30 protein-coding genes are annotated in these 26,595 nt (G+C 67.2%); 6 read left to right on the top strand and 24 right to left on the bottom strand.

Annotated features, from left to right (window positions below; all coding sequences use genetic code 11):
* Nucleotides 1-78: 78 nt before the first annotated feature.
* Nucleotides 79-459 carry a LapA family protein gene (locus tag ASG64_RS15575; protein ID WP_056074501.1) on the top strand — a complete coding sequence of 127 codons (381 nt, stop codon included), beginning with the start codon at nt 79-81 and terminating at the stop codon, nt 457-459.
* A gap of 132 nt (nt 460-591) precedes the next feature.
* Nucleotides 592-1,437: an HpcH/HpaI aldolase/citrate lyase family protein gene (locus tag ASG64_RS15570; RefSeq protein ID WP_442971157.1), complete on the top strand. Its 846-nt coding sequence runs from the start codon at nt 592-594 to the stop codon at nt 1,435-1,437.
* A gap of 3 nt (nt 1,438-1,440) precedes the next feature.
* Here the strand turns inward: ASG64_RS15570 and ASG64_RS15565 are convergent, their stop codons facing one another.
* From ASG64_RS15565 to rpsB, 7 genes are all read right to left on the bottom strand, one after another.
* Nucleotides 1,441-3,807, bottom strand: coding sequence for an ATP-binding cassette domain-containing protein (locus tag ASG64_RS15565; RefSeq protein ID WP_056074499.1), 2,367 nt, complete (start codon nt 3,805-3,807; stop codon nt 1,441-1,443).
* Nucleotides 3,808-3,846: 39 nt separating this feature from the next.
* Nucleotides 3,847-4,635: a class I SAM-dependent methyltransferase gene (locus tag ASG64_RS15560; protein ID WP_056074497.1), complete on the bottom strand. Its 789-nt coding sequence runs from the start codon at nt 4,633-4,635 to the stop codon at nt 3,847-3,849.
* Nucleotides 4,608-5,477 (bottom strand): phosphatidate cytidylyltransferase, encoded by an 870-nt coding sequence (locus ASG64_RS15555; protein ID WP_056075039.1) that lies wholly within the window; start codon nt 5,475-5,477, stop codon nt 4,608-4,610. The genes ASG64_RS15560 and ASG64_RS15555 overlap by 28 nt, the downstream gene beginning before the upstream one ends.
* Before the next feature lie 44 nt (nt 5,478-5,521).
* Nucleotides 5,522-6,079 (bottom strand): ribosome recycling factor, encoded by a 558-nt coding sequence (frr, locus tag ASG64_RS15550; RefSeq protein WP_042572545.1) that lies wholly within the window; start codon nt 6,077-6,079, stop codon nt 5,522-5,524.
* A 49-nt stretch (nt 6,080-6,128) separates the two neighbouring features.
* A complete protein-coding gene (gene pyrH / locus ASG64_RS15545; protein ID WP_042572544.1) occupies nt 6,129-6,854 on the bottom strand; it encodes a UMP kinase in 726 nt (241 codons plus the stop codon).
* Nucleotides 6,855-6,962: 108 nt separating this feature from the next.
* Nucleotides 6,963-7,787, bottom strand: a complete 825-nt coding sequence (gene tsf, locus ASG64_RS15540; protein WP_042572543.1) for a translation elongation factor Ts — start codon at nt 7,785-7,787, stop codon at nt 6,963-6,965.
* Nucleotides 7,788-7,898: 111 nt separating this feature from the next.
* Nucleotides 7,899-8,831, bottom strand: coding sequence for a 30S ribosomal protein S2 (gene rpsB / locus ASG64_RS15535; RefSeq protein ID WP_042572542.1), 933 nt, complete (start codon nt 8,829-8,831; stop codon nt 7,899-7,901).
* Between the two features lie 310 nt (nt 8,832-9,141).
* On the opposite strand from rpsB, the gene ASG64_RS15530 reads away from it, so the two are divergent.
* Nucleotides 9,142-9,639: a M23 family metallopeptidase gene (locus tag ASG64_RS15530; RefSeq protein WP_056074495.1), complete on the top strand. Its 498-nt coding sequence runs from the start codon at nt 9,142-9,144 to the stop codon at nt 9,637-9,639.
* A gap of 1 nt (nt 9,640) precedes the next feature.
* Here the strand turns inward: ASG64_RS15530 and ASG64_RS15525 are convergent, their stop codons facing one another.
* The 4 genes from ASG64_RS15525 to ASG64_RS15510 all read right to left on the bottom strand — a co-directional run bounded on the left by ASG64_RS15525 (nt 9,641) and on the right by ASG64_RS15510 (nt 12,955).
* Nucleotides 9,641-10,738, bottom strand: coding sequence for a MinD/ParA family ATP-binding protein (locus ASG64_RS15525; RefSeq protein ID WP_327212904.1), 1,098 nt, complete (start codon nt 10,736-10,738; stop codon nt 9,641-9,643).
* A gap of 114 nt (nt 10,739-10,852) precedes the next feature.
* Nucleotides 10,853-11,752 carry a tyrosine recombinase XerC gene (locus ASG64_RS15520; RefSeq protein ID WP_056075036.1) on the bottom strand — a complete coding sequence of 300 codons (900 nt, stop codon included), beginning with the start codon at nt 11,750-11,752 and terminating at the stop codon, nt 10,853-10,855.
* Nucleotides 11,753-11,765: 13 nt separating this feature from the next.
* Nucleotides 11,766-12,515 (bottom strand): siderophore-interacting protein, encoded by a 750-nt coding sequence (locus tag ASG64_RS15515; RefSeq protein ID WP_042572541.1) that lies wholly within the window; start codon nt 12,513-12,515, stop codon nt 11,766-11,768.
* 98 nt (nt 12,516-12,613) lie between these two features.
* Nucleotides 12,614-12,955: a histone-like nucleoid-structuring protein Lsr2 gene (locus tag ASG64_RS15510; protein ID WP_042572540.1), complete on the bottom strand. Its 342-nt coding sequence runs from the start codon at nt 12,953-12,955 to the stop codon at nt 12,614-12,616.
* Nucleotides 12,956-13,179: 224 nt separating this feature from the next.
* Between ASG64_RS15510 and ASG64_RS15505 the strand changes: the two genes are divergently transcribed.
* On the top strand, nt 13,180-14,475 hold the full coding sequence (locus ASG64_RS15505; protein WP_082518541.1) for a DNA cytosine methyltransferase: 1,296 nt from the start codon (nt 13,180-13,182) through the stop codon (nt 14,473-14,475).
* Here the strand turns inward: ASG64_RS15505 and dprA are convergent.
* The 3 genes from dprA to ASG64_RS15490 are packed head-to-tail and all read right to left on the bottom strand — an operon-like array spanning nt 14,398 to nt 17,416.
* Nucleotides 14,398-15,552 (bottom strand): DNA-processing protein DprA, encoded by a 1,155-nt coding sequence (dprA, locus tag ASG64_RS15500; RefSeq protein ID WP_056074491.1) that lies wholly within the window; start codon nt 15,550-15,552, stop codon nt 14,398-14,400. The two genes, ASG64_RS15505 and dprA, sit on opposite strands and share 78 nt — an antisense overlap.
* Nucleotides 15,549-17,060: a YifB family Mg chelatase-like AAA ATPase gene (locus ASG64_RS15495; RefSeq protein WP_056074489.1), complete on the bottom strand. Its 1,512-nt coding sequence runs from the start codon at nt 17,058-17,060 to the stop codon at nt 15,549-15,551. The genes dprA and ASG64_RS15495 overlap by 4 nt, the downstream gene beginning before the upstream one ends.
* Nucleotides 17,060-17,416 carry a YraN family protein gene (locus ASG64_RS15490; protein ID WP_042572536.1) on the bottom strand — a complete coding sequence of 119 codons (357 nt, stop codon included), beginning with the start codon at nt 17,414-17,416 and terminating at the stop codon, nt 17,060-17,062. Before ASG64_RS15490 ends, ASG64_RS15495 begins: the two co-directional genes overlap by 1 nt.
* A 185-nt stretch (nt 17,417-17,601) precedes the next feature.
* Here ASG64_RS15490 and ASG64_RS15485 point away from each other — a divergent pair, with 185 nt between their 5' ends.
* Entirely contained in the window at nt 17,602-17,892 is a 291-nt protein-coding gene (locus ASG64_RS15485) for a hypothetical protein (RefSeq protein WP_056074487.1), read from the top strand.
* Here the strand turns inward: ASG64_RS15485 and ASG64_RS15480 are convergent.
* The 6 genes from ASG64_RS15480 to ASG64_RS15455 all read right to left on the bottom strand — a co-directional run bounded on the left by ASG64_RS15480 (nt 17,876) and on the right by ASG64_RS15455 (nt 23,546).
* The gene (locus ASG64_RS15480; RefSeq protein WP_027505026.1) at nt 17,876-18,181 is read right to left on the bottom strand and encodes a DUF2469 domain-containing protein; all 306 of its coding nucleotides are present in this window, start codon (nt 18,179-18,181) and stop codon (nt 17,876-17,878) included. The two genes, ASG64_RS15485 and ASG64_RS15480, sit on opposite strands and share 17 nt — an antisense overlap.
* Nucleotides 18,182-18,214: 33 nt before the next feature.
* Nucleotides 18,215-18,844: a ribonuclease HII gene (locus ASG64_RS15475; RefSeq protein WP_042572687.1), complete on the bottom strand. Its 630-nt coding sequence runs from the start codon at nt 18,842-18,844 to the stop codon at nt 18,215-18,217.
* An 80-nt stretch (nt 18,845-18,924) separates the two neighbouring features.
* Nucleotides 18,925-19,680 (bottom strand): signal peptidase I, encoded by a 756-nt coding sequence (gene lepB, locus ASG64_RS15470; protein WP_042572534.1) that lies wholly within the window; start codon nt 19,678-19,680, stop codon nt 18,925-18,927.
* 94 nt (nt 19,681-19,774) lie between these two features.
* Nucleotides 19,775-20,116 (bottom strand): 50S ribosomal protein L19, encoded by a 342-nt coding sequence (gene rplS / locus ASG64_RS15465; RefSeq protein ID WP_042572533.1) that lies wholly within the window; start codon nt 20,114-20,116, stop codon nt 19,775-19,777.
* 192 nt (nt 20,117-20,308) lie between these two features.
* Nucleotides 20,309-21,166, bottom strand: coding sequence for a hypothetical protein (locus tag ASG64_RS15460; RefSeq protein WP_042572532.1), 858 nt, complete (start codon nt 21,164-21,166; stop codon nt 20,309-20,311).
* Between the two features lie 67 nt (nt 21,167-21,233).
* The gene (locus tag ASG64_RS15455) at nt 21,234-23,546 is read right to left on the bottom strand and encodes a Tex family protein (protein ID WP_056075032.1); all 2,313 of its coding nucleotides are present in this window, start codon (nt 23,544-23,546) and stop codon (nt 21,234-21,236) included.
* A 104-nt stretch (nt 23,547-23,650) separates the two neighbouring features.
* On the opposite strand from ASG64_RS15455, the gene ASG64_RS15450 reads away from it, so the two are divergent.
* On the top strand, nt 23,651-24,589 hold the full coding sequence (locus ASG64_RS15450) for a hypothetical protein (protein ID WP_052493053.1): 939 nt from the start codon (nt 23,651-23,653) through the stop codon (nt 24,587-24,589).
* Here ASG64_RS15450 and trmD read toward each other — a convergent pair.
* The 4 genes from trmD to rpsP are packed head-to-tail and all read right to left on the bottom strand — an operon-like array spanning nt 24,586 to nt 26,534.
* Entirely contained in the window at nt 24,586-25,275 is a 690-nt protein-coding gene (gene trmD / locus ASG64_RS15445; protein ID WP_056074485.1) for a tRNA (guanosine(37)-N1)-methyltransferase TrmD, read from the bottom strand. The genes ASG64_RS15450 and trmD overlap by 4 nt on opposite strands.
* Nucleotides 25,275-25,820 (bottom strand): ribosome maturation factor RimM, encoded by a 546-nt coding sequence (gene rimM, locus ASG64_RS15440; protein WP_056075029.1) that lies wholly within the window; start codon nt 25,818-25,820, stop codon nt 25,275-25,277. The genes trmD and rimM overlap by 1 nt, the downstream gene beginning before the upstream one ends.
* 10 nt (nt 25,821-25,830) lie before the next feature.
* The gene (locus tag ASG64_RS15435; RefSeq protein ID WP_042572530.1) at nt 25,831-26,073 is read right to left on the bottom strand and encodes an RNA-binding protein; all 243 of its coding nucleotides are present in this window, start codon (nt 26,071-26,073) and stop codon (nt 25,831-25,833) included.
* The gene (gene rpsP, locus ASG64_RS15430) at nt 26,070-26,534 is read right to left on the bottom strand and encodes a 30S ribosomal protein S16 (RefSeq protein WP_042572529.1); all 465 of its coding nucleotides are present in this window, start codon (nt 26,532-26,534) and stop codon (nt 26,070-26,072) included. Before rpsP ends, ASG64_RS15435 begins: the two co-directional genes overlap by 4 nt.
* Nucleotides 26,535-26,595 lie beyond the last annotated feature (61 nt).

Genomic DNA, 26,595 nt, shown 5'->3' with positions numbered 1-26,595 from the left:
TCTCACTGTCCACGTACTACCTGCGGACACCGCCGATCGGGACGTGCATTCGACACGTCGGTGCAGCATGATCGACACATGGCTCGCTCATCGCACGACGCATCCGATCCGACCGCCGGCACCGGCGCGGACGCCCCTCTGACCACCTCGGCACCTTTCGACGGCCCGGGCGACACGGTGGACACCCGCATGGCGGCCGGGAAGACCCCGGACGGCGTCAAGCACACGCGCGCCGCTGCGCTTTACACAGGTCTGGTCGTCGGCGCGATCATCCTGGTCGTGCTGATGGTGTTCATCCTGCAGAACCTCGACAGCGTGCCCATCCACCTGTTCGGCTGGACGTTCGATCTCCCCATCGGTATCGGCATGCTGCTCGCCGCCGTCGCCGGAGCACTCGTCATGGCCACTGCCGGCGGAGTGCGCATCCTCCAGGTACGACGGGCCGCCAAGCGTAAGTGACATCACAGTCACAGCCGCTCTGTCCGACCGCTCACGTGAACACTATTGACAGAACCTTCACGTGGGCGGTCGAGCCGTGCACAGTGGGGATCGACCGGTAACCGCGAGCGATCCACCGACAGGACATCCGCAGTGACGACCTTCATGGAGAACCCAGTGCTACCCGTAGTGGCTGCAGACAAAGCACGCTCGTGGCTCCTCGTTCCCGCGAGCAAGCCCGACTTGTTCACCCCCGCTGCCGAATCCGCGGTCGACGCCATCATCCTCGACATCGAGGACGCGGTGGCACCCGGTGCGAAGCCGGCAGCACGCGACGCCGTGGTGTCCTGGCTTCGCGCCGGTGGACGCGCATGGGTGCGCATCAACGACGCGACGACCGAGTTCTGGGCGGACGATCTCGAGGCTCTTCGCGGCATCGACACCCTCGAGGGCGTCATGCTGGCCAAAACCGAGAGTGGCAGCCAGGTCGAGGCCACGGCCGCGCGTCTCGGCGAAGGATGCCGCATCGTCGCACTGGTCGAGTCCGCGATGGGCCTGGAAGCCGCACCGGAGATCGCCCGTGCCGAAGCCACCTTCCGCCTCGCGTTCGGAAGCGGCGACTTCCGTCGTGACACCGGGATGAGCGACGACCCGATGGCGATGTCCTACCCCCGCGCCCGGCTCGTCGTCTCCAGCCGCGCAGCACGGTTGCCCGGCCCGATCGACGGACCGACCCTGGCCGTGAACGACAGCATGCTCAGCCGCGACAGTCAGCTGACCGTGTCGATGGGAATGACCGGCAAGCTCTGCATGCATTCCGATCAGGGCCCCATCGTCAACAAGGAACTCGCTCCCAGCGTCCAGGACGTCGCGTGGGCGAAAGAGGTCATCGAGCAGCTCGGTGAAGACGGCTCCGGCGTCCGTGACGGAAGCGATCTGCCTCGCCTCGCGAAGGCGAAGAAGATCACCGCTCAGGCAGCCATCTTTTCGATCGGCTGACTCTCAGCGCCGCACGTAGGCCGCCAGATGTTCACCCGTGAGGGTGGATTCGGCGTTCACGAGATCCGCCGGCGTGCCCTCGAACACCACGGTTCCACCGTCATGACCGGCACCCGGACCGAGGTCGATGATCCAGTCCGCGTGGGCCATGACGGCCTGATGATGCTCTACCACGATCACAGACTTTCCGGCGTCGACGAGACGGTCCAGCAGCGCCAGCAGCTGCTCGACGTCCGCCAGATGCAGACCGGTCGTCGGCTCGTCCAGGATCAGAACACCGCCCTTGTCGCCCATGTGAGTCGCCAGCTTGAGCCGCTGACGCTCACCACCGGACAACGTCGTCAGAGGTTGCCCGAGCGTCATGTAGCCCAGGCCGACATCGGCCAGCCGGCTCAGGATCTTGTGCGCAGCGGGCAGAGCCGCATCTCCCTCCCCGAAGAACGCCGCGGCCTCCGCCACCGACATGGTGAGGACCTCACTGATGTCCTTCCCACCCAGCCGGTACTCGAGCACCGATGCCTGGAAGCGTTTGCCGCCGCACAGTTCGCAGACCGTGGCGACACCGGCCATGATCGCGAGATCGCTGTAGATCACACCGTTGCCGTTGCAGGTGGGACACGCACCCTCCGAGTTGGCGCTGAAGAGTGCGGGTTTCACGCCGTTCGCCTTCGCGAACGCCTTCCGGATCGGCTCGAGGAGACCCGTGTACGTCGCGGGGTTGCTACGACGCGAACCGCGGATCGCGCCCTGGTCCACCGACACGACGCCGTCGCGTCCGGACAGCGATCCGTGGATCAACGTGCTCTTCCCCGAACCGGCCACGCCCGTGACGACGACCAGGACGCCCAACGGCACGTCGACGTCGACGGACCGGAGATTGTGGGCGTCGGCACCTCGGATCTGCAGGGAATCCGTCCATGCCCGTACGTTGTCCTTCACCGACACACGGTCGTCGAAGTGGTGCCCGGTGACGGTGTCGCTAATGCGCAGGCCGTCGACCGTCCCCTCGAAACAGATTGTGCCGCCGTCGGTTCCGGCGCCCGGGCCGAGGTCGACGACGTGGTCGGCGATCACGATGGTCTCCGGCTTGTGCTCGACCACCAGGACCGTGTTTCCCTTGTCGCGGAGACGGAGCAGGAGGTCGTTCATGTTGGCGATGTCGTGCGGATGCAGACCCGTCGTGGGCTCGTCGAACACGTAGGTCACATCGGTCAGTGACGATCCGAGATGCCGGATCATCTTGGTGCGCTGCGCTTCTCCCCCGGACAGCGTTCCGGCAGGGCGATCCAGACTCAGATATCCCAGGCCGATCTCGACGAACGACGCCAGGGTCTCCGCCAACGACTCGAGCAGCGGCCCGACCGAACTGTCCGTCAGACCGCGGACCCACACGGCGAGATCGCTGATCTGCATGGCGCAGGCGTCGGCGATCGAGACGCCGTCGATCGTCGACGAGCGTGCACCCTCGTTCAGCCTGGTCCCGTCGCACTCGGGGCAGACGGCGAAGGTGACCGCCCGCTCCACGAACGCCCGGATGTGCGGCTGCATCGCATCGACGTCCTTGGACAGCATCGACTTCTGCATCTGCGGTATCAGTCCGGAGTACGTCAGATTGATGCCGTCGATCTGGATCTTGGTCGGCTCGCGATAGAGCAGATCCTCGCGTTGACGCTTGGTGAACTTCGCGATCGGCTTGTCCGGGTCGAAGTACCCGCAGCCCCGGAAGATACGGCCGAACCACCCGTCCATGCTGTACCCGGGAATGGTGATCGCGCCCTCGTTCAGCGACTTCGACTCGTCGAACAGCGCGGTGAGGTCGATGTCGGACACCGCACCGCGACCCTCGCATCGCGGGCACATTCCTCCGGTGATGCTGAACGAGCGCTTCTCCTTGGTCTGCCGACCGCCCTTCTCCACGGTCACCGCGCCGGCCCCGGAGATGGAGGCCACATTGAAGGAGAACGCCTGCGGGGAGCCCAGGTGCGGGGTGCCGAGTCGACTGAACAGGATGCGCAACAGCGCATTGGCATCCGTCGCGGTACCGACCGTGGATCGCGGATCGGCGCCGAGACGCTGCTGATCGACGATGATCGCCGTCGTCAGACCGTCGAGGATGTCGACATCGGGGCGGGCCATCGTCGGCATGAAGCCTTGCACGAACGTGCTGTAGGTCTCGTTGATCATCCGCTGCGACTCCGCAGCGATAGTGCCGAACACCAGGGAACTCTTGCCCGATCCGGACACCCCGGTGAAGACCGTGAGCCGGCGCTTCGGGATCTCCACGCTGACGTCCTTCAAGGAGTTCACGCGGGCGCCCTGGACACGGATCATGTCGTGGGTGTCGGCGATGTGCGCCGGGGTCGTTGCCATGAAAAGATGCTGCCCTTCGTCGTACCGGCCTGATGTGGCTCAGCGGTCACCGTAGCGGGAAGAACGATCGGGGCGCTTCTCGATTCCTGATCCGAGTTCCACGCCCGTCGGTCTGCGACGAGTGTGCACCCGATAGCCGACATCGAAGGACAATCCGGTGACGGCCCGCACGGCAGCGGCTGCCACTCGCGGCGAGAACTCGATCCCGAGAACGGCGTCGAGGGTACGACGGTCGTGGAACGCCCACCGCGTGACGACGCGTGTCGTGTCGAAACCCTGGGCGTCGAAGAAGCGCTCCACCGCGGCCGGGTCGTATCGCGGAAGGTCACGTCGCATCCACTCGCCGTACGGGGCCACTGTCGCGTCGATATCGACCACGACGAGTACTCCCCCGGGCCGCAGGACGCGCATCGCCTCGGTGATTCCCGGTCCGCATCCCGGGCCGAAGAAGTAGGCGGTGCGTGCGTGCACCACGTCGACCGACGCGGCGTCGAGAGGAATCGACTCCGCCGTTCCCCCCGTCACACGGGTACGCGCCAGCCCGGATGCGAGCGCGGCCGCACGTGCCTGAAGCGGAGGGTGGGGCTCGACACCGACCACGCTGCGGGCGTCCGCAGCGAACATCGGAAGGTGGAAGCCGGCGCCGCACCCCACGTCGACGACGTCGCGGTCGGTGAAGGGCGCCACGGAACGCAGCACGCGAGCGATCTCTCCGGTCACGTCCTGGGCTCGGTTCTCGGCTTCGTAAAGATCCGGCCAGTTCCAGATGTTCGGACTGGCGATCACGCCCCGCACGGGAATCAGACGAAAGCGGTCAGGACGAGCCACGCGACCAGGATGCTCGGCAGCACCGAGTCCAGACGATCCATCAGACCGCCGTGGCCCGGCAGCATCGTTCCCATGTCCTTGATCCCGAGCTCGCGCTTGACCTGGGACTCGATCAGGTCGCCGAGGGTGGACGAGAACACGACCAGCACGCCGAGCAACGCACCGACGAGCGGATTCGCGTCGAGAAGGAACGACACGGTGAGGACGCACCCCACCACGCTGAACAGGAGCGATCCGCCGAGTCCCTCCCAGGACTTCTTGGGGCTGATGGCGGGGGCCATCGCGTGGCGACCGAACAGGACGCCGGCTGCGTACCCGCCGACGTCGGAACACACCACCGCGATCATCAGCACGAGAACGCGGAACCCACCGTCGTCCGACAGGGTCAGCAACGTGGCAAAGGCACCGAACAGAGGCAGCCACGCGAGCACGAAGATCGAGATCGCGCAGTCTCGCAGGAAGTTCTTCGGTGCCACGTCGAGCCCGCCGGAGAGCAGCCGCCACACCATCGTCACCAGGACGGTCGCCGCGAACGCGCTCAGACCGCCCAGCGCACCGAACGGCCAGGACAACCAGATCATCGCCTGACCGCCGAGGATGACCGGAATTCGCGGTACCGAGATGTCGGACTCGCGCAGACGTTTGGTCACCTCCCACGAGGCGACCGCGACGGCGACAGCAGCGATGGGAATGAAGACGAGCGGCACGAACACCAGGACGACGATGAGGCCGACACCCAGGCCACCACCGACGGCGATCGCCGCCGGGAGGTCGCGTCCCGCACGTGACGTCTTCGTCGGAGCGGGTTCGGGTGCCGAATCGCTGTCGGCCGATACGGACACTGCTTCTCGTTTCACTTCGCCGGAGTCACCGGAACCGGAGGAGGTCACACCTCCATCAATTCCGCTTCCTTGTTCTTCACGATCTCGTCGACCTGGGCGACGTACTTCGCCGTCGTCTTGTCCAACTCGGCCTCGGCGCGGGTGACCTCGTCCTCCCCCGCCTCGCCGTCCTTCTGGATCCGCTTGAGCTCGTCCATCGCTTTACGACGCACGTTGCGAATGGATACTTTCGCATCCTCGCCCTTGCTCTTGGCCTGTTTCACGTATTCACGGCGACGCTCTTCGGTGAGCTGCGGAATGGAGATACGGATGATGTGGCCGTCGTTGGACGGGTTGAATCCCAGGTCCGAATTACGGATCGCCGTTTCGATGGCACCGAGCTGCGCCTGTTCGTACGGCTTGACGATAACCATGCGCGCCTCGGGCACGTTGATGCCGGCGAGCTGGGTGATGGGGGTCAGAGCACCGTAGTACTCGACCAGCACCTTGGAGAACATGCCGGGATTCGCGCGACCCGTGCGGATGGACGACAGGTCGTTCTGCGCGACCGTGACGGCCTTTTCCATTCTCTCTTCTGCGTCGAAGAGCGCTTCGTCGATCACGACCGTTCCTTCCGAAAACCTCGAGTGTGCAGCGACTGCACGTGGTGACTCACTTGACCAGTGTTCCGATCTTCTCACCCGACACCGCGCGGGCGATGTTGCCTTCGGTGAGCAAGTTGAACACCATGATCGGCATCCCATTGTCCATGCAGAGGCTGAATGCTGTGGCATCGGCCACCTTCAACCCCTTCTCGATGACCTCGCGGTGCGAGATCTCGGTGTACAGGGTGGCGTCGGGATCTTCGCGGGGATCGGCGGAGTAGACGCCGTCGACGCCCTTCGCCATCAGGACGACCTCGGCACCGATCTCGAGCGCGCGCTGTGCCGCCGTGGTGTCGGTGGAGAAGTAGGGCATGCCCATGCCCGCGCCGAAGATGACGACACGGCCCTTCTCGAGGTGGCGTTCTGCACGTAACGGTATGTACGGCTCCGCGACCTGGCCCATCGTGATGGCGGTCTGGACGCGGGTCGTGATGCCCTGCTTCTCCAGGAAGTCCTGCAGTGCAAGACAGTTCATCACGGTGCCGAGCATGCCCATGTAGTCCGAGCGGGACCGGTCCATACCGCGTACCTGCAGTTCGGCGCCGCGGAAGAAGTTGCCGCCGCCGATGACGACGGCGACCTGCACGCCGGAGCGCACGACGTCCGCGATCTCCTCCGCCACCTTCTGCACGACGTCCGGGTCGAGTCCGACCTGACCACCGCCGAACATTTCACCACCGAGCTTCAGCAACACTCGCCTGAAGCCGGTGCGTTCGGATGACGACTCGGTCATGACAACTCCTGTCCGTGGGGCTTGCGCCTGATCTTGCCCCATGGGGGCGCAGACGACCGTGCCGCCCACTCGATTCGAGTGAGCGGCACGGTCGGGTGAAGCAGGGGCTCAGTTGGAGCCGACCTCGAAACGCACGAAGCGGGTGATGGTGACTCCGGCGTCGGCGAGAAGCGCCTTGACGGTCTTCTTGCTGTCCTGAACCGAGGACTGCTCGGTCAGCACGACGTCCTTGTAGTACCCGTTGACGCGACCCTCGATGATCTTGGGCAGAGCCGCTTCCGGCTTGCCCTCCTCGATGGCGGTCTGCTCTGCGATGCGACGCTCGCCCTCGACGACGTCCGCGGGGACCTCGTCGCGCGTGACGTACTTCGCCTTGAGTGCTGCGACCTGCATGGCTGCTCCACGCGCTGCCTCGGCAGCGGCCTCGCCCTCGCCGGTGTACTCGACGAGAACGCCCACGGCGGGCGGGAGGTCCGAGCTGCGCTTGTGCAGGTAGGTGGCCACCGGGCCGTCGAAGGAGACGACGCGACGGATCTCGAGCTTCTCGCCGATCTTGGCGGAGAGCTCCTGGAGCGCGACGTCGACCGTCTTGCCGTCGAGGTCGAGCGCCTTCAGGGCGTCGACATCGGCGGGCTTGCCGGCCGCGGCGACGTCGGCGATCGACTGCGCGAAGCTCTGGAACTCCTCGTTCTTCGCGACGAAGTCGGTCTCCGAGTTGATCTCGACGAGAACGCCGTCCTTGGCGACGACGAGGCCTTCGGCGGTGGACCGCTCGGCGCGCTTGCCGACGTCCTTGGCGCCCTTGATACGAAGCTGCTCGACTGCCTTGTCGAAGTCGCCGTCGTTGTCGGCGAGAGCGTTCTTGCAGTCCATCATTCCGGAGCCGGTGAGCTCACGGAGCCGCTTGACGTCGGCGGCAGTGTAGTTCGCCATCGTGGGCGAGCCTCCTTGCATTGCTCGAGGAAATGGGGGGAGAGAAAAGAGTGGCGATTCACGACGAGACCCGGCGCACCGTCGACTGGGCACACCGGGTCTCGTACGTCGTCAGCTCTGTGAAGCGGGAACTTCTGCGACCGGAGCCTCGGTCTCGGCGGGAGCGGCTGCGCCGTTCGCACCCTCTGCGGCCGGTGCGTCGGTGACCGGCGCGTCGGTTGCGGCCGGGGTCTCCGCGGCTGCCTGCTGCGTGGCCTCGGCGGCCGGGGACGCCTGTGCGAGCTGCTCGAGCTCCCACTCGGCGAGAGGCTCGCCTGCGCCGACCTCGGGCTTGTCGTCCGAACCGGAGTTGCGTCCGGCACGCGACTGCACGCCCTCGGCCACGGCGGTTGCCACGACCTTGGTCAGCAGAGCGGCGGAGCGGATGGCGTCGTCGTTGCCCGGGATCGGGTAGTCGACCAGGTCGGGATCGCAGTTGGTGTCCAGGATCGCGATGACCGGGATGTTCAACTTGCGCGCCTCGGCGACTGCGAGGTGCTCCTTGTTGGTGTCGACGATCCAGATGGCCGACGGAACCTTGGCCATGTCCCGGATACCACCGAGGGTGCGGTCGAGCTTGGTCATCTCACGCGTGAGCATGAGGATTTCCTTCTTGGTGCGACCCTCGAAACCACCGGTCTGCTCCATCGACTCGAGTTCCTTGAGTCGGATGAGGCGCTTGTGAACGGTGCTGAAGTTGGTGAGCATGCCGCCGAGCCAGCGCTGGTTCACATACGGCATACCGACGCGCGTGGCCTCGGCTGCGATGGATTCCTGCGCCTGCTTCTTGGTACCGACGAAGAGGACGGTGCCGCCGTGGGCGACAGTCTCCTTGACGAACTCGTAGGCCTGATCGATGAAGGTCAGCGTCTGCTGCAGGTCGATGATGTAGATGCCGTTGCGATCGGTGAAGATGAATCGCTTCATCTTCGGATTCCAACGGCGGGTCTGATGCCCGAAGTGTGTGCCGCTGTCGAGCAGCTGCTTCATGGTCACAACAGCCATAGCTGTAGTTCTCTCTTTCGTATGCCGGTTGATGCGCGGACACAGTCCCTGGCAGACCGTGGGTCCGACAGGTGTCGTGTTCCGTGCCCTGGCGCTCGTCGTTCGGCGGACCTGCACCGCAGGACCAGCCGCCGAACATATGCTCGAGCGCGCGAAGTCGACCCGTGTGGACAGGCCGCAGTAACAAGTGTACGTCGGCGATGCCGCAGGTCATAACCGGGTCACGAGACCTGTGGACGGCCGACGACTCGTCCCCGGGGCGCGACGTCGGTCCGCGCACGCACCGCCCCCGGCGGGAGACGCTGACCGGATGCCTTTGCGTCGCACGGCCGCCGTGCTCGTCCTGACCGCGCTCTGCTCGACCGCGAGTCCGGTATACGCCGATTCGGCGCGTCCGTTCGAGTGGCCGTTGCACCCTCGGCCCACGGTGGTCACTGCCTACGATCCTCCCCCGCAGCGGTGGCTGCCCGGTCATCGCGGTGTCGATCTGGATGCGAGCCGGGATCCGACCCGTACCGTCTTTGCCGCCGCCGACGGCGTCGTCGTGTTCGTCGGCGACGTCGCGGGACGGGGCGTCCTGTCCATCGAGCACGCGGGTGGATTACGGACCACCTACGAACCAGTCGACGGCGCCGTCGGCACCGGAGCGCGCGTGCACCGTGGTCAACCGGTGGCGACGGTATCGGCGGGACATCCCGGATGCGGTGTTCCGTGGTGCCTGCACTGGGGATTGCGGCGTGGCCGCGACTATCTCGATCCGACCCTCGCGCTCGACAGCGGGCGCCCGGTGCTGAAACCGGTCCGCTGAACTACCAGGTGCGGTGACGCTGCACGGGCGCCTGCGACGACGCATGGCGACCACCGGCATCCGGGAAATCGTCGGCCATCAGCTCGGCCAGCTGCATGAAGGCCGCCCGGGTCCGGGGACGCAACCGGTCGATCTCGACGATCGATCCTTCCGCGAGGTGCGGATCGAACGGCACGACGACGACGGCACGGCAGCGGGCGAGGAAGTGACGTTCGAGTTCGTCCATGTCGATGCTCGCGGCACCGGGCCTGTGTGCACTGATGACGACGACCGTCCGTTCGACCAGATGGGCGTATCCGTGCAGCCCCAACCAGTCGAGTGTCGCCGCGGCGCTCTTGGCGCCGTCCACGGCGGGCGAACTGACCAGCACCAGTGCGTGGGCGAGGGAAAGCACCCCGTCCATGGCCGAATGCATGATGCCGGTGCCGCAGTCGGTCAGGATCAGGTTGTAGTGCGCGCGCAGCGTGTCGATCACGGCGCGGTAGTCCTGCTCGGTGAATGCCTCGGACGCCGCGGGGTCACGCTCACCGGCGACGACCTCGAGCCGACTGGACGACTGAGACGTGTGTTCCCGGATGTCGGCGTAGCTGCGGATCCGCGGACGCGCGGCCAGCAGGTCACGCACCGTCGACATGGTCTGCCGGGGAATCCGCTCCCCCAGGGTTCCGAAGTCGGGATTCGCGTCGACCGCGATGACGTTGTCGCGCCTCAGCGACGCGAGGACGGAACCGAGTCCCACGGTGATCGTCGTCTTGCCGACGCCGCCCTTGAGGGAGAGGAACGCGATGCGGTAGTCACTGCTGATCGGCTGGCGGATGCGTTCGATCTGCTGCTCCCGGCGCGCGTCCGCGGAGACACCCGACTGCTGTCCCCACAGCCGATCGAGCGCCCGGCGCCAACTCGGCTTGCCGGCATCGGGTCTGCGAGCGACGGTCGCCCAGTCGGCGCCGTTTCGTCGAGGATCGGCCGGTACCGGCGTGTAGCCGGATTCCGCGGTCGATCGAGGGCTCGGTGCCGCGGGCGGCGACCACGGGGTCTGCGGTGGGAAGGTCTGCGGCGCATCCGGGCGGGGACGGTAGTCGTCGTCTCGACTGTTCACGATCGGCCATCCTTTCGCCGGACGGGGTGAACGGTGTACGACACACCCACTCGACAGCGCAAGTCCCCCGGTGGCCGACGGTACCAAACGTGCGGTGAGCGGCACCGAAGGGCGTCAGGCGCGTGGATGCGCCTGGTCGTGCACGGCGCGGAGCCGCTCGACGGAGACATGCGTGTAGATCTGCGTCGTCGCCAGGGAGGCGTGCCCGAGCAGCTCTTGGACCACCCTGAGATCCGCTCCACCCTCGAGAAGATGCGTCGCCGCGGAATGACGGAGACCGTGTGGGCCGAGGTCCGGCGCTCCGGGAACCGCGGAGAGAACGTCGTGGACGATCGTGCGGGCCTGGCGCTGGTTCAACCGTCCCCCGCGCCGGCCCACCAGCAGGGCCGCACCCGACGCCGACGTCACCAGCGCCGGTCGACCGACGCGCATCCAGGCGTCGAGGGCGTCGTCGGCGGGCCGCCCGAACGGAACCACTCGCTCCTTGTCGCCCTTGCCGATCACGCGGAGTACGCGGCGGTCACGGTCGACGTCGTCGACGTCCAGTCCGCACAGCTCGCCGACGCGGATCCCGGTGGCGTAGAGCAGTTCGACGACGAGGCGGTCGCGCAACGCCACCGGTTCCAGCTCACGAGCACCGGATTCCGCGGCCTTCATCGCCTCCGCGGCGTCACGTTCACGCAGGACACCGGGCAACGTCCGGTGCGCCGGAGGCGCGACGAGTCTGGCCGCGGGATCGACGGTCAGGATTCCGATCGAACACAGCCACGCCGTGAACGTCCGCGCGGAGCTGGCCCGCCTGGCGAGCGTCGCACGTGACGCCCCGTCCGCGGACATCGATGCCAGCCAGGACCTCAGAGCGCGGAGTGTGACGAGTGACGCCATTCCGTCCGCATCGGGTGCGGCCGCCGAACAGAACGCGATCAACTTCTCCACGTCGCCGACGTAGGCACGGATCGTGTGCTCGGACCTGTTGCGCTGCCACGCGAGATGTCGGGCGAACCGTTCGAGCAGTTCCGGACCGAGCTCAGGACTCGCTGGCGGCGAGCTCTCGCTTCCAGGTCCGGAAGCCTTCCTCGGTTCGACCACGTCGCCAGTATCCCGAGATCGACGCCCATTCCGCGGTAACGCCACGCTCCTTGCGGATATACGGCCGGATCTCGTGCATCACCGACTGAGCTTCGCCGTGTACGAACACGTGTACCTGGCCGGGAAGCCATGCGATGTCCCGGACGGCGTCGGCGAGCACGCTGCTCACCCCGTCGCCGGAGTCGGACCGGAAGACCCACCGCACGTCCGCGGACGCCGGAGCGGCGACGTCGAGGCGGTCCTGCGGATCCGCGGCCTCCAGTACGACGCGTGCGGGGACTCCTTCGGGGAGCGCGGCCAGCGCAGCGGAGATCGCCGGCAGCGCAGTCTCGTCGCCTGCGAGGAGGTGCCACTGGGCGTCGACGCGCGGGGCATAGGCACCGCTGGGGCCGAAGAACGACAGGGAATCACCGGGGGCCGCCCGACGTGCCCACGGTCCCGCTACGCCCTCGTCGCCGTGGACGACGAAGTCGATCGCGATCTCGCGCGCCGCACGGTCGACCCGGCTGACGGTGTAGGTCCGCAGCGTGGGTTGCTCGGGGTCCCCGAAGTGCAACTTGACGTACCCGTCCGTGAACTCGGAGGCCTCGAACTCGTCGAAACCGTTGCCGCCGAGCACAACTCGGATCATGTGCGCCGTGAGACGCTCGGTACGCACCACGGTCATGGTGGTCAGTCGTCGCGCCACAGGACACCTCCGTCGAGAACATGCCACCGTTCGATGGCCTTCGGGTCGATCTGGGGTTAGCCTACCCTAAGATCGGCGCCGGGGACCGTGAGGCTCGATCAGTGAGCGGCGTCGTACGCGTCCTGGATCTCCTGACTGATGCGGCCCCGCGTGCTGACCTCGAAGCCGTTCTCCTTGGCCCAGGCGCGAACCTCCTGCAGGTTCTGACGCGGCTTGCTGCCGGTCGACGCGGTGGCGCGACGGGCCTTGCGTCCGCCGACCTTCTCCGCGTGCTCGATCCAGAACGCGAATTGATCGAAGAGCTCGTTGGCGTGCTTGTTGTTCAGATCGATCGAATACGACACCCCACCGATCGAGAACTCGACAGTTTCTCCCTGACCCTCCTTGATCAAGGAGCCGTCGACATCGTCGATCATTTGTACCGTTGTACGTCGTGCCATTGTTGCTGCGCTCCTCGCGAGGTGGAATGAACTTGCTCCAACATATCAGCCGACACCGGTGTCATGCCGGAGCGCAGCCGCGACGACCAGCGAAAAACAGGACACAACGGTCGCCCTCGCGTAGCGCCTCGGCAATAGCCACCGCCGGCACCGGTACGCTGACCGCGTACACCGTTCTCGGCGTCGTGATTCACGCCGTCGCACACTGACGGAAAGACCACCCGATGACGCGAACTTCCCCGGCAAATAGACCGGACAGTCGGTGGACCTTCGCGGATCTGTTCAGCGGTGCCGGCGGAATGTCTTGCGGTTACGCACGTCACGGAGCTTTCGAGGTGGTGGGAGCGGCCGACGCGCAACTGGGTAAACCCAGCAGTACGCGGGGTTCCCTCGAATGCAATTCGTCCTACGAGGCCAATATCGGCATCACTCCGCACGCCGTCGACCTCTCGTCGATTTCCGGTGCGGATCTTTCACGGTTGTTCGCGTCCCGACTGCGTGGGCGGCCGCTCGATGTACTCAGCGCGTGTCCGCCCTGTACCGGTTTCTCCCGCGCCAATCCACAGAATCATCTGAGCGACGATCCCCGCAATTCCCTCGTCACCCGGGTAGCGGACGCCGTCGCCGCGCTCTCACCCGCCGTCGTGGTGATGGAGAATGCGAGGGAATTGGTCGGCGGGAATTTCCGCGGACACCTCGACGTGTTGTCGGAGCGGTTGGACCGACTGGGCTACGACGTCAGCGCGTCGGTACACATGCTGACCGCTTTCGGACTACCGCAGCGACGCGAACGATCGCTCGTCGTCGCGGCCCGGCGTGACCACACGCTCCGGACGATGTCCGATCTGTGGTCGGGCGTCGGCGTCACGTCCGAGGCCACGACCGTCCGACGCGCGATCGGGCATCTCCGCGCGGTCGAGGCGGGAGTGACGTCACCGACCGATCCGATGCACGTCTCACCCAGCATCGGCCGCGACTCCACGCTCCGGCGTCTGAGGGCACTCCCCCACGACGGCGGGTCGTGGCTGGACCTGCGCTCCACCCCGTCGGGCGACGACCTCCTGACACCCGCGATGAGCAGACTCGTCGCGGCCGGTCGCTTCGGCTCGCACCCGGACGTCTACGGGCGACTGTGGTGGGACCGGCCGTCTCCGACGATCAAGCGCGAATGCGCTCACTTCGGCAACGGCCGGTACACCCACCCCGAGCAGGACCGGCTGTGCACGGTGCGAGAACTGGCCTTGCTCAACGGCTTCCCGGACGACTACGTCTTCCGCGCCAGGTCGCTGTCCAACATGTACCGCCACATCGGTGACGCTGTCCCGCCGCTGATCTCCGCGCAACTCGCGGCACTGAGCACGTGGATCCTGACCGGTGACAAGCCCGATCTCCACGACGCGATCCTGCCCGGCACCTCCCTCCGCGCGACCGACCTGGTCCCGTCAGAGCCCGCCGATGCGGAACCACCCCGACTCGTCCCGGCCGGCGTGACCCTCGATCTCGAGCACCACCAGAGCTGACCGCACCGCCGACACCGTCACCCCGGAGTCCACCGACAGCTCCTGCACACTGCGCGCCCCCGACGCGGGGAACGCGTCGAGCACCCGAGCCGGTGTCGCCGGCAGCCTGTCCAGATCGCGCCCGAACAACGCGTCCTGCGCGTCGTCGTCCCCGGCGCCGGTCCCGATGACGCCGACCTCCGCAGCGACGTCGCGAGCGCCCGTGATCAGCCGCGCCTCACCCTCTCGGATCATGCGATGACACCCGGTCGACGACGCCGAGGTCACCGGGCCGGGCACAGCCATGACCGGTCGGCCCAACGACCGCGCCCACGACGCCGTGTTCCGGGCGCCGCTGCGCCACCCCGCTTCCACCACGACCACCCCGTCGCTCAGCGCGGCCACGACACGATTGCGGGCGAGGAAGCGGTATCTGGCGGGATGTGTTCCCGGCGGATACTCGCTGATCACCGCGCCGTTCTCCGACACGCGGCGCAGTAGACGTTCGTGGCCCGCCGGATAGGCCCGGTCCACTCCGCACGCGAGCACCGCCACCGTGCACCCACCCACGCCCAGCGCTGCGCGGTGCGCGGCGCCGTCGATGCCGTACGCACCACCGGAGACCACCGTCCAGCCGTCCACCGCGAGGTCGCCCGCGATCTCGGCGGTGACGTGCTCGCCGTAACTCGTCGCGGCACGCGTGCCGACCACCGCCACGGCACGCTCCGACGATGCCGCGATCGATGCCGACCCCACCACCCACAGAGCGAACGGCGCTCCCGCGTCCCGCCTGTCGGGCGCACCGTCCTGCCGGTCGAATCCGAGGAAGCGCCACGCCGGCCACTCCTCGTCGGACGGGATCACCAGTCGCCCGTCCAACGCCGCGACCATGTCCAGACTCTGCGCTGCCGAGTCGAGATGTGCACGCGCAGAGATCCTGTCCCACACTGCCTTCGGAACGTCCCCGGTCCTCATCGTCGCCGCGGCATCGATGACCCCGCGTGAGGCGATCAACTGTTCGACGGCGCGCGAGGGTCCCTGAGTCACCGTCGACACGTATGCCCGGGCCAGACGCTCCGGATCGAGAGCCCGCGTCATGCTCCGCTCCCCTGTTCACGGAACGACATGGCCGACGCGACGCACTCCGGACCGGGAACGTCCCTGCCCTCGAGGTCGCCGAGTGTCCACGCCAATCGCAGTATGCGGTCCGCGCCGCGGGCCGTGATCGCCCCGCGCCGCAACGCTCGCTCGATCGGTGTCAGCGCCTCGCGGCCGAGTCGGAACTGTTGCCGCAGTGCGGATCCGGGAACCTCCGCGTTGGTCTGCCACCCGAACTCGCGCCACCGCTCCGTTGCCGCCGCGCGCGCCGCGGTGACCCGGCCTCGCACGACGTCCGTGCTCTCTCCCTTGTCGTCGGTCAACATCCCCGTCGCCGCGGGATGCATCGCCAGCCTCAGGTCGACTCGGTCGAGCAACGGGCCCGACAACTTGCCGAGGTAACGCCTCCGGGCGTTCGGCGCGCACACGCAGTCGGCGGTTCGCGGCGACGCACACGGGCACGGGTTGGCCGCGAGAACCAACTGGAACCGCGCGGGGTACCGCGCGACGCCGTCTCGGCGGGCGATGCGCACCTCACCGTCCTCGAGCGGTGTACGCAGTGCTTCGAGGACACGAACCGACATCTCGGCGCACTCGTCGAGGAACAGCACGCCGTGATGCGCCCGGCTCACCGCACCCGGCCGCGCCATGCCGCTTCCGCCCCCGACCAGCGCGGTGACCGAACTGGTGTGGTGCGGTGCGATGAACGGGGCGGTGGTGATGAGCGGGCATTCCGCTGTGAGCGTGCCCGCGACCGAGTGAACGGCCGTCACCTCGAGCGCCTGCCGTTCCGTCAGCGGAGGGAGCAGACCCGGCAGACGCCCGGCCAGCATCGTCTTCCCTATGCCGGGCGGTCCCGTCAGCATGAGGTGATGCGCGCCGGCGGCCGCCACCTCCACGGCCCACCGCGCCTCCGCCTGCCCGACGACATCGGCGAGATCACCCACCTGCGGAGAGACCACGGGGGTGACGACTCCGGGCTCCGTCAGGAACGTGCGACCGTCCAACCAGTCGATGACCTCGCGCAGATGGGCGGCGCCGAGGACTTCGATTCCCCCGACCAGTCCGGCCTCGGCGAGGCTGTCCGACGGCACGACGACGCGAGCCCAGCCGGCACTGCGCGCAGCCAGCACGGCCGGGAGAACCCCGCGCACCGCACGCACCCGCCCGTCCAGCGCCAACTCACCGAGAAGCACGGTCTCTCGGAGCAACCGGTCGGGAACCACCTTCGCCGCGCCCAGCACCGCGCAGGCCAAGGCGACGTCGTAGACGGATCCCACCTTCGGCAGCGTCGCCGGTGACAGTGCGAGAACGACTTTCGACATCGGCCACGTCTGACCCGAATTGTTCACTGCCGCGCGCACTCTGTCACGCGACTCCTGAAGTGCCGCATCGGGAAGACCCACGACGTGCACACCCGGCAGACCCCGGCCGACATCCGCCTCGATCTCGACCAGAACTCCGTCGATTCCCGTGACCGCCACCGAGTAGGACCGTCCGAGAGCCATCAGAACGCACCCTGCAGATGCACCACGCGGGGTCCGTCGCCTCGGGCGACGATCACCTCGACGACGTCGAACCGCACCGGCACCCACGGTCCCGCACGCTCCGCGAGCCACAGCCCCGCGAGGCGGTGGATCCGCTGCGCCTTGACCGGCGTCACGGCCTCGGCCGGTGAGCCGAACCTCTCACCCGACCGTGTCTTCACCTCCACGAACACGATCGTGTCCCCGTCCGCACCGATGATGTCGACCTCGCCGTGCCGGCACCGCCAGTTACGGGCGACGATCTCCATCCCCGTCGTCGTCAGGAATTCCGCCGCCGCGTCCTCCCCGTACCGCCCCAACTCCACGTGTGTTGCCATGGCTCCCCTCGCCGACGCCGGCATCCGGGCTGGATGCACGTGCTGTGTCGGGACACGACCTTCACCCGTGGAGGAGACGTGTCGACAAGATCGACCTGCGGCGACAGAAATGTTGGGGATGACGTCCCTGGTTGTGGATCGGCCGTTGCCCGGCGACGACGCTCGGACTTCCCTAGGATCGAACGATGAGCAGCGCGAACGATTCGTCGGCAGGGGCGCCGACCGAGTTCTTGTTGCGCCGGGCACCGCACGCGGGCCGGCCGGACCACCCGTACGCGCTGCTGTGGACCTCGAACGACGACGTGGGAGAGCAGTCGACACGAGAGATCGGCCGTGGTGACTACCGCTGGGCCGTACGCACCGCGAGGATGTTGTCGATTCCGCGAAGCTCCATCGAACATGCCGACACTCGCGGCCTGGACGACGGCTACGAGGGCTGGCACCTCAATGCCAGGATCGTCACTCGGGAAGTCTGAGGTCCGGCTTGTCGAGTTCCTCGATGTTGACGTCCTTGAACGTGATGACGCGGACGTGCTTGACGAATCGTGCGGGTCGGTACATGTCCCAGACCCATGCGTCGGACATCCGCACCTCGAAGTAGATCTCGCCGTCGGCGTTGCGGGGAATCATCTCCACCGAGTTGGCCAGGTAGAAGCGGCGCTCGGTCTCCACCACGTAGGTGAACTGGCCGACGATGTCGCGATACTCCCGGTACAGCGACAGTTCCATCTCGGTTTCGTACTTCTCGAGATCCTCGGCACTCATGCCGACATCATCCCGCATCGACGTCGTGAGGCGTCAATCGGCCCTGTCGCCGTCCGTCCGAGGAGACAGTCCCGACACGTTCGCCCAGGACTGTCGATGCTCGTGACTCGCTCCCAGACGTGCGAGGGCATCGGTGTGCAGAGTCGTGTTGTAGCCCTTGTGGATCGAGAAGTCGTACCCGGGGATGTCGCGGTCCATTCGGCGCATGATGCGATCGCGGTGCACCTTCGCCAGCACGCTCGCGGCCGCGATGCACGCGGCGGTCGCGTCTCCGCCGATGACGGGCAGGGACGGCGCCGGCAGACCCGGCACACGGAACCCGTCGGTCAACACGTACCCGGGATCGACGGCCAGGCCCGCGACCGCGCGGCGCATTCCCTCGATGTTGGCGACGTGGATACCGATCCGGTCGATCTCCGCTGCGGGAATCGTCACGATCGAGTACGCCGTGGCCCAGCGAATAACTTTCGGAAACAACGCTTCCCGCGTGTTCTCACTGAGCTTCTTGGAGTCGTCGAGTACCTCGAGAGACGATCGAGCGCGGTCTCCGAGGATGCACGCAGCCACGACCAGCGGGCCCGCACAGGCGCCGCGCCCTGCTTCGTCGACACCCGCAACGGGACCGAGTCCGGACCGCAGCAGCGCCGACTCCATCGTGCGCATACCCCCGGCGCGCCGGATGACGGTCCGCGGCGGCCACGACGTTCGTGAGAGCCGCGGCGTCGCCGTGATGGTGCGGGGACTCACTGACCCTGGATGTCCGGATCGTCGATGAGGCCCCAGCGACCGGGCGGCAGGACGATGGCCTGCGCCTCACCGATGACGTTGTCCAGCGGGATCGTTCCCTGCAGTTCGTCGGCGACGTGGTACCGCGAGTCGGCCGAGTTGCTGCGGTTGTCACCCATGACCCAGACGTTGCCCTCCGGCACCGTGACGGGGCCGAAGCACCTGCCGGACCGGATCGGGGTGTCGCAGGTGAGGGAGCCGGGCACGAAGTCGAAGTCCATGGTGATGTAGGGCTCGTCGAGAGGTTTGCCGTCCACCAGGACCCGACCCTGCTCGTCGCAGCACTCGACGGTCTGCCCGCCGGTGGCGATGACGCGCTTGACCAGATCGTTCTCGTCCGGGGCCACGAGGCCGACGAGGGAACCGAGTTCCTGCGCGCCTCGCACGACGACGTTGGACGACCGCGTGGAGACGTAGTCACCGTCCCACGACGGAGGGCCGCGGAAGACGATGACGTCACCGGCCTTCGGATCGCCGAAACGGTAGGACACCTTCTCCACCACGATGCGGTCGCCGGTGCACCCGGTGCAGCCGTGCAGCGTCGGCTCCATCGACTCGGAGGGGATGAGATACACCCTCGCGACGAAGGTCTGCAGGAGGAAGCTCAGAACGAGCGCGACCAGGATGAGGATGGGAAGTTCTCGCCAGAAGGACCGGGGCTTCTTCACCGGTGGCGTGTCGTCGTTGTCGTCGCTCACGCGCTTGTCCGTCACGACTAGAGATTAACCGCAGGCCCGGAATATGGAACGGCCGGACACCCGAGGAAGAACCTCGTGTGCCCGGCCGGACGACGAACGACGCCGTGGATCAGCGCTTTTCCTTGATCTTGGCCTTCTTGCCGCGCAGCTCGCGCAGGTAGTACAGCTTGGCGCGACGCACGTCACCGCGGGTCACGACCTCGATGAGGGAGATGTTCGGGGTGTGGACGGGGAAGGTGCGCTCGACACCGACGCCGAAGGACACCTTGCGGACCGTGAAGGTCTCGCGGATGCCGCCACCCTGACGCCGAATGACGACGCCCTTGAAGATCTGCACGCGCTCTTTCGAGCCCTCGATGACCTTCACGTGCACGTTCAGTGTGTCGCCCGGGCGGAACTCGGGAATGTCGCTACGCAGCGACTGCTTGTCCAGGAAATCCAGGGTGTTCATGGTTCATCCTTGCTGTGACGAGATCTCGAGCAGAGGACCCGAGCGGCTGCCGACGATGGTGCCGTCGACGCTCGACTGGTTCGTACTCCGAATAGGTGTCCACCCGTCGTCGGAGCATGCGGAACGCACGCGCCGGGTCGGGCAACCCCACGATTGTGCCAGAGAGACAGGTCGAGACGAAATCGACGGGGATCAGCCCGTCGTCACGTGTTCCCTGTCCGTCCGACTCGACGACGGAGGCGGTGCGGGCTGGACGACGCGGTCCAGGACGTCCTCCGTGACCGCACGGACGTGCTCGGCGTCTGGGGTGCCGGCTATCGCGTCCTGCATCCAGATCTTGGCGCGCACCACCGGCCGTCGGAGGTTCTTCTCCCGGCGCAGCGCCTTCGCCATCCGCTTGGGCCGTCGGGTGTAGCGCCATCGGGCCCACGGCGCACCGGGGCGGGACAGTCTGATCGCACCGATCAGGAGCAACGGGAGGAAGAACAGGCCGACCAGGCCCGTCCAGATCTTGCCCTTGGCCAGCACGATCGCGGCCAGCAGCAGGTTGAGCGCGGCGAGAACGACGATCAGGACCCTGACACCGACGTTCGCGTCCTCGCGGAATCCGGCCACGTCGAAGAATTCCAGCGGTTTCAGACCGAACAACAGCATGATGGTGGCCGCGACGGCGACGAAGACCGCGTCGACGGAGGTTCGGCCCTGTTCTGCCCAGTACACGTCCTCCAGATAGAAGATCAGCGCGAACTCGTCGAGGACCAGCGCGGCGCCGATGCCGAAGAACGTCGCCAGCACCGCCCCGGTGGTCTGCGTGCCGTCGACGTAGACCGCGATCATCGCCACCCCGGACACCAGCATGCAGACGACGCCGAAGACCACGTGATGCACGTGGTGCCCACCCGGCGTGACGTTGCCGGGCCACCAGGACACCTGTGCACGGATCATGCGCACGCTGAACCGGATGAACGCGAAGCCGACGATGAATCCCACGAGGAAGAACAACAGCGGGATCCGGCCCTCGTCGGAGACGTGATGCAGCCACCGCTCCATCGCTCCACCTCTCGGATCCGTGCCGGACCGGACGCTCGCAGTGTATCGAGGCCGGTCCGGCGGGCGCCTACTTTCCGAAGCCCGCTCTGCGCAGAGCGTCGGCCATGGATCCGGCTGCCGCGGGCGCAGGCGGTTGTTTCGCAGTCTTCCGCGGGGCGGCACCGGCGCCGCGCCGGTCCCGGCGTTCCGGTGCGGAGTTCTGCGCGGTGCGCGGGGATCCGCCGCCGATCTCGTCGTCGAGCCGCAGCGACAGGCCGATGCGCTGGCGCGGGAGGTCGACCTCCATGACCTTGACCTTGACCACCTGTCCCGACTTGACGACGTCGTGCGGGTCGCGGACGAACTCCGTCGACATGGCGGAGACGTGGACGAGCCCGTCCTGGTGGACACCGACGTCGACGAAGGCCCCGAACGCCGCGACGTTGGTGACGACACCTTCGAGCACCATTCCCGGTTCGAGATCCCCCACCTTCTCCACTCCCGCGGCGAAGGTTGCCGTCGCGAACTCGGGGCGGGGGTCACGGCCCGGCTTCTCGAGCTCGGCGAGGATGTCGGTGACGGTCGGGAGCCCGAAGCGGTCGTCGACGAAGTCCTGCGGACGCAGCGATCGCAGGACCCGTTCGTTGCCGACGACCTCGCGAACCCCCACACCTGCCTTGTCGACGATGCGGCGCACGACGGGGTACGCCTCGGGGTGGACGCTGGACCTGTCGAGCGGATCGTCGCCGTCGGTGATGCGGAGGAAACCCGCGCACTGCTCGAACGCCTTGGGCCCGAGGCGGGGCACCTTCTGCAGCGCCGACCGTGACCGGAAGGGGCCGTTCGCATCCCGGTGCGCGACGATCGACTCGGCGAGGGTCGTGGCGACGCCCGATACTCGGGCGAGAAGCGGGACGCTGGCGGTGTTCACGTCGACTCCGACCGCGTTCACCGCGTCCTCGACGACGGCACCCAACGATCGCGCGAGCATCGACTCGGAGACGTCGTGCTGGTACTGCCCGACGCCGATCGACTTCGGATCGATCTTCACCAGTTCCGCGAGCGGATCCTGCAGACGACGCGCGATGGACACCGCGCCGCGGATCGAGACGTCGAGCTCCGGGAGTTCACGCGAGCCGTAGGCCGACGCGGAGTACACGGACGCGCCGGCCTCCGAGACCATCGCCTTGGTCAGCTTGGCGGCCGGGTACTTCGCGATCAGTTCCGCGGCGAGTGCGTCGGTCTCCCGTGACGCGGTGCCGTTACCGATCGCCACCAGGTCGACGCCGTGCTTCGCGGCCAACCCGGCGAGGGTGGCCAGGGCGTCGTTCCACTTCCCCTGCGGCTTGTGCGGGTAGATCGTGTCGTACGCCAGCACTTTGCCCGTCGGATCGACGACGGCGACCTTGGTGCCGGTCCGGAAACCCGGGTCCAGGCCCATGGTCGTCCTGCTGCCTGCGGGAGCGGCGAGGAGCAGGTCCTTCAGGTTGGACGCGAAGACGTCGACGGCACGCTCCTCGGCAGCCTGGCGCAGCCGCATCCGGGTGTCGATGCCGAGGCTGACCAGGAGCTTCGTCCGCCATGCCCATCGGACGGTGTCGAGCAGCCAGCGATCCGCGGGCCGGCCGTGATCGCCGATGCCGAACTTCGCCGCGATCGCCGTCTCGTAGACGGAGGGCACGCCGGGGACCGGCTCGTCCGAGGTGGGCTCGGGATCCATCGTCAGCGACAGCACCTCCTCCTTCTCCCCGCGCAGCGCAGCGAGAACGCGGTGCGAGGGAACCGAGGTGAAGGACTCGGAGAACTCGAAGTAGTCCGAGAACTTGGCGCCCTCGGTCTCCTTGCCCGGACGGACGGCGGCGGTGAGGCGACCACGGGTCCACATCGACTCACGCAGCGATCCGACGAGGTCCGCGTCCTCCGCGAAGTGCTCGACGAGGATGGCGCGAGCTCCGGCGAGTTGCTCGTCCGAGTAGGTCGACGGGTCGGTGGTGGGGTCACCGAGGAGCGCATCGGCCACGGGCTGATGGCCGGCTTCACGAGCGATCTGCGCTTTCGTCCGACGCTTCGGCTTGAACGGCAGATAGATGTCCTCGAGGCGGGCTTTGGTGTCGGCCAGCACGATCTGCTTCTCGAGCGCGTCGTCGAGCTTGCCCTGGCCGCGGATCGACTCGAGCACCGCGTCGCGTCGTTCGTCGAGTTCGCGCAGGTAGCGGAGCCGTTCGTCGATGAGACGGAGTTGGATGTCGTCGAGCGTGCCCGTCACTTCCTTGCGGTAGCGAGCGATGAAGGGAACCGTCGCCCCTCCGTCGAGGAGCTCGACCGCGGCGCGTACACGCTCTTCCGCGACCTCCAGCTCATCGGCGATCCGGCGATTGACAGATTTCACAGCGGACGTCACGGCGATGGACCTTACCGCGCCGGTACCGTGGAACTCGTCGTGCGGTCCGCTGCGATCGCACGCCATGACAGATCGGTAGATACGTGACAGTTCTCTCGCCGCCCGTGCGGCGAATCGCAGCCGTGGTGGTGGCATCGGTCCTGGCGATGTCGGCGCTCGGTGCGTGCTCGCAGCCCGACGCGGCACCTGCGGCAGCGACCGTTCCGGTGGCGCCGGAGTTCCCCGAACCGGAGATGCCCATGGCGCCGGATCTCACCGGCCGCCTGCAGCAGGCCCTGGACGGTGCCGCGGCGCGCGGCGCCACGCTGTCCATCGGTTTCCTCGACAGAGTGACCGGAAGCTACATGGGCTCGGGCGACCGCGACCCCATCGAGACAGCGTCCGTCGTCAAGCTCTTCATCGCGGACGACCTTCTCTTCCGGTCCTCTCGCGGCGAGTTCGCTCTGGGCGACGACGCCCGCGCGCTCATCGCACCGATGCTCTCCTCCTCCGACGACAGTGCCGCACAGGTGCTGTGGGACACCGCCGGCGGCTCGGACGTGGTCACGCGAGTGGCGGCACGCTACGGGTTGCCCGCGACGGCACCGTCGGCAGACGGCATCTGGTGGAACACCCGCACCACGGCAGCAGATCTCGTGCAGTACTACGACGCCGTCCTCGACGGCAACGGCGGACTCGCCGCCCCCGACCGCGCGACCATCGTCGGCGATCTCGAGGCGTACACCGAGGACGGCGCGGACGGGTACCCGCAGACCTTCGGCATTCCTCGCGCGTTGTCGGGTGAGCCTGTTCGCGGGATCAAGCAAGGATGGATGTGCTGCGTCGACGGCCGCTGGATCCATCTGAGTACCGGATTCGTCGGCGAGGGCGAGCGGTACGTCGTCGCCGTACTGTCCCGCGAGGACCCGTGGTACGGCTCGGACGGCGGCAGTGCGGACACCACCGCCGACACCGCGGTCACCGACGACGACGGCGCCAAGCACGCCAGGGTCACCGTGACGGGTGCACTGAAGATCCTGTTCCCGGACGGCGTCGTCGACTAGGTCGTCGGGGGCAACAGATCGGGACGACGTTCGGCGGTCCGCTCCAGCGACTGCTCGCGGCGCCACTCCTCGATGCGAGCGTGGTTGCCCGACAACAGGACCGGAGGAACATCGAGCCCTCGCCAGGTGGCGGGACGGGTATACCCCGGCCCCTCCAGCAGCCCGTCGGAAAACGAATCCTGTTGATGCGAGAGCTGATTGCCCAGGACGCCCGGCAACAACCTGGTGACCGCCTCGGTCATGACGAGGACGGCTGCCTCACCGCCGATGAGCACGTAGTCACCGATGCTCACCTCCTCGACCCGCACGCGGGTGGCGGCGTCGTCGAACACCCGTTGATCGATGCCCTCGTAGCGCCCGCAAGCGAACACCAGATGGCTCTCACGAGACCATCTCTCGGCGGTGCGCTGCGTGAACGGCACGCCGGCAGGGGTAGGAACCACGAGAACGGGATCCGCGTCGCGCATCACGTCGTCCAGGGCATCGCCCCACACCGTGGGTTTCATGACCATTCCGGGCCCGCCGCCGTACGGAGAGTCGTCGACAGCTTTGTGGACGTCGTGCGTCCAGTCCCGGAGATCGTGCACCCCGAGGGTGACCAGGCCGTTCTGGATGGCCTTGCCCAACAACGCGGTACGCATGGGTTCGAGGTATTCCGGGAAGATGGTCACCACGTCGATGCGCATCACTCGCCGTCCAGAAGCCCTTCGGGAGGATCGATCTCGACCGTCCGGGACGTGCGGGACACCGACACCACGATGGCGGCGACGAACGGCACCAGAAGCTCTCGACCGACGCTCTCGTCGGCAGGGGCGATGGACAGCAACTCCCCCGCGGCCGAGTGCAGGACCTCGGTGACCGTTCCCACCACCTCGCCGGCGGACGGATGGTCGGCCGCGAACTGCACCGTCATCCCCTCGAGTTCGTGATCGTAGAACTCGTCGGGGTCGTCCGACGCGGGGAGATCCGCCGTGTCGACGACGAACAGGGTGCCGCGCAGCGCGTCGGCCTCCCCGCGGTCGGAGATACCTTTCAGACGCAGCAGAAGCCGCCCGGAGTGATCCCGGGCGGCTTCCACCGTGTAGTCGGTCGTGCGGTTGTCACGACGTGACCGTCCGTGCAGCACCGAGCCGGCAGCGAAACGCTCGTCCGGATCGTCGGTACGTACCTCGACGACGACCTCGCCCTTGATGCCGTGCGACTTCGCGACGCGACCTACGACGAGCTCCACGACAGCGAGTTCAGCGATCCGTGTCGACGACGTCGACACGGATGCCGCGGCCGCCGATACCCGAGACGAGTGTCCGGATCGCCGTGGCGGTGCGCCCGCCACGGCCGATGACCTTGCCCAGATCGTCGGGGTGCACGTGCACCTCGACGGTCCGACCACGGCGACCGGTGATCATGTCGACGCGAACGTCGTCAGGATTGGAGACGATGCCGCGAACGAGATGTTCGACGGCGTCGGCGACCACGGTGCTCACTTGTCGGCGGACTCGGCGGTGGCGTCGGCGGTCTCGGCTGCCGGAGCGCTCTCTGCAGCGTCGTCGGCCTTGGCGGCCTTCTTCTTCTTGGGCGTGGTGGCCTCGCCGACGGGCTCGTTGTCGGCGGCAGCGAGAGCTGCGTTGAAGAGATCCAGCTTGGAGGTTTTGGGCTCCTTGACGCGCAGCGTGCCCTCGGCGCCCGGCAGGCCCTTGAACTTCTGCCAGTCACCGGTGATCTTGAGCAGGGCCGCGACGGGCTCGGTGGGCTGTGCGCCCACGCTGAGCCAGTGCTGCGCACGCTCGGAGTCGATCTGGATCAAGGAAGGCTCTTCCTTGGGGTGGTACTTGCCGATGGTCTCGATGGCGCGGCCACCACGACGCGTGCGCGCATCGGCGACGACGATGCGGTACTGCGGGTTGCGGATCTTGCCGAGACGGGTGAGCTTGATCTTGACTGCCATGTGAAACAAAGCCTCTTTCGGTGTGGTTGCGTGATGCAACCGCTGGTCACGGCGCAATTCG

Origin of the sequence: Rhodococcus sp. Leaf247, assembly GCF_001426185.1 — a bacterium.
In the GTDB taxonomy this organism is placed as follows: Bacteria; Actinomycetota; Actinomycetes; order Mycobacteriales; family Mycobacteriaceae; genus Rhodococcoides.
This window is presented reverse-complemented; position numbering and strand designations above follow the sequence as displayed.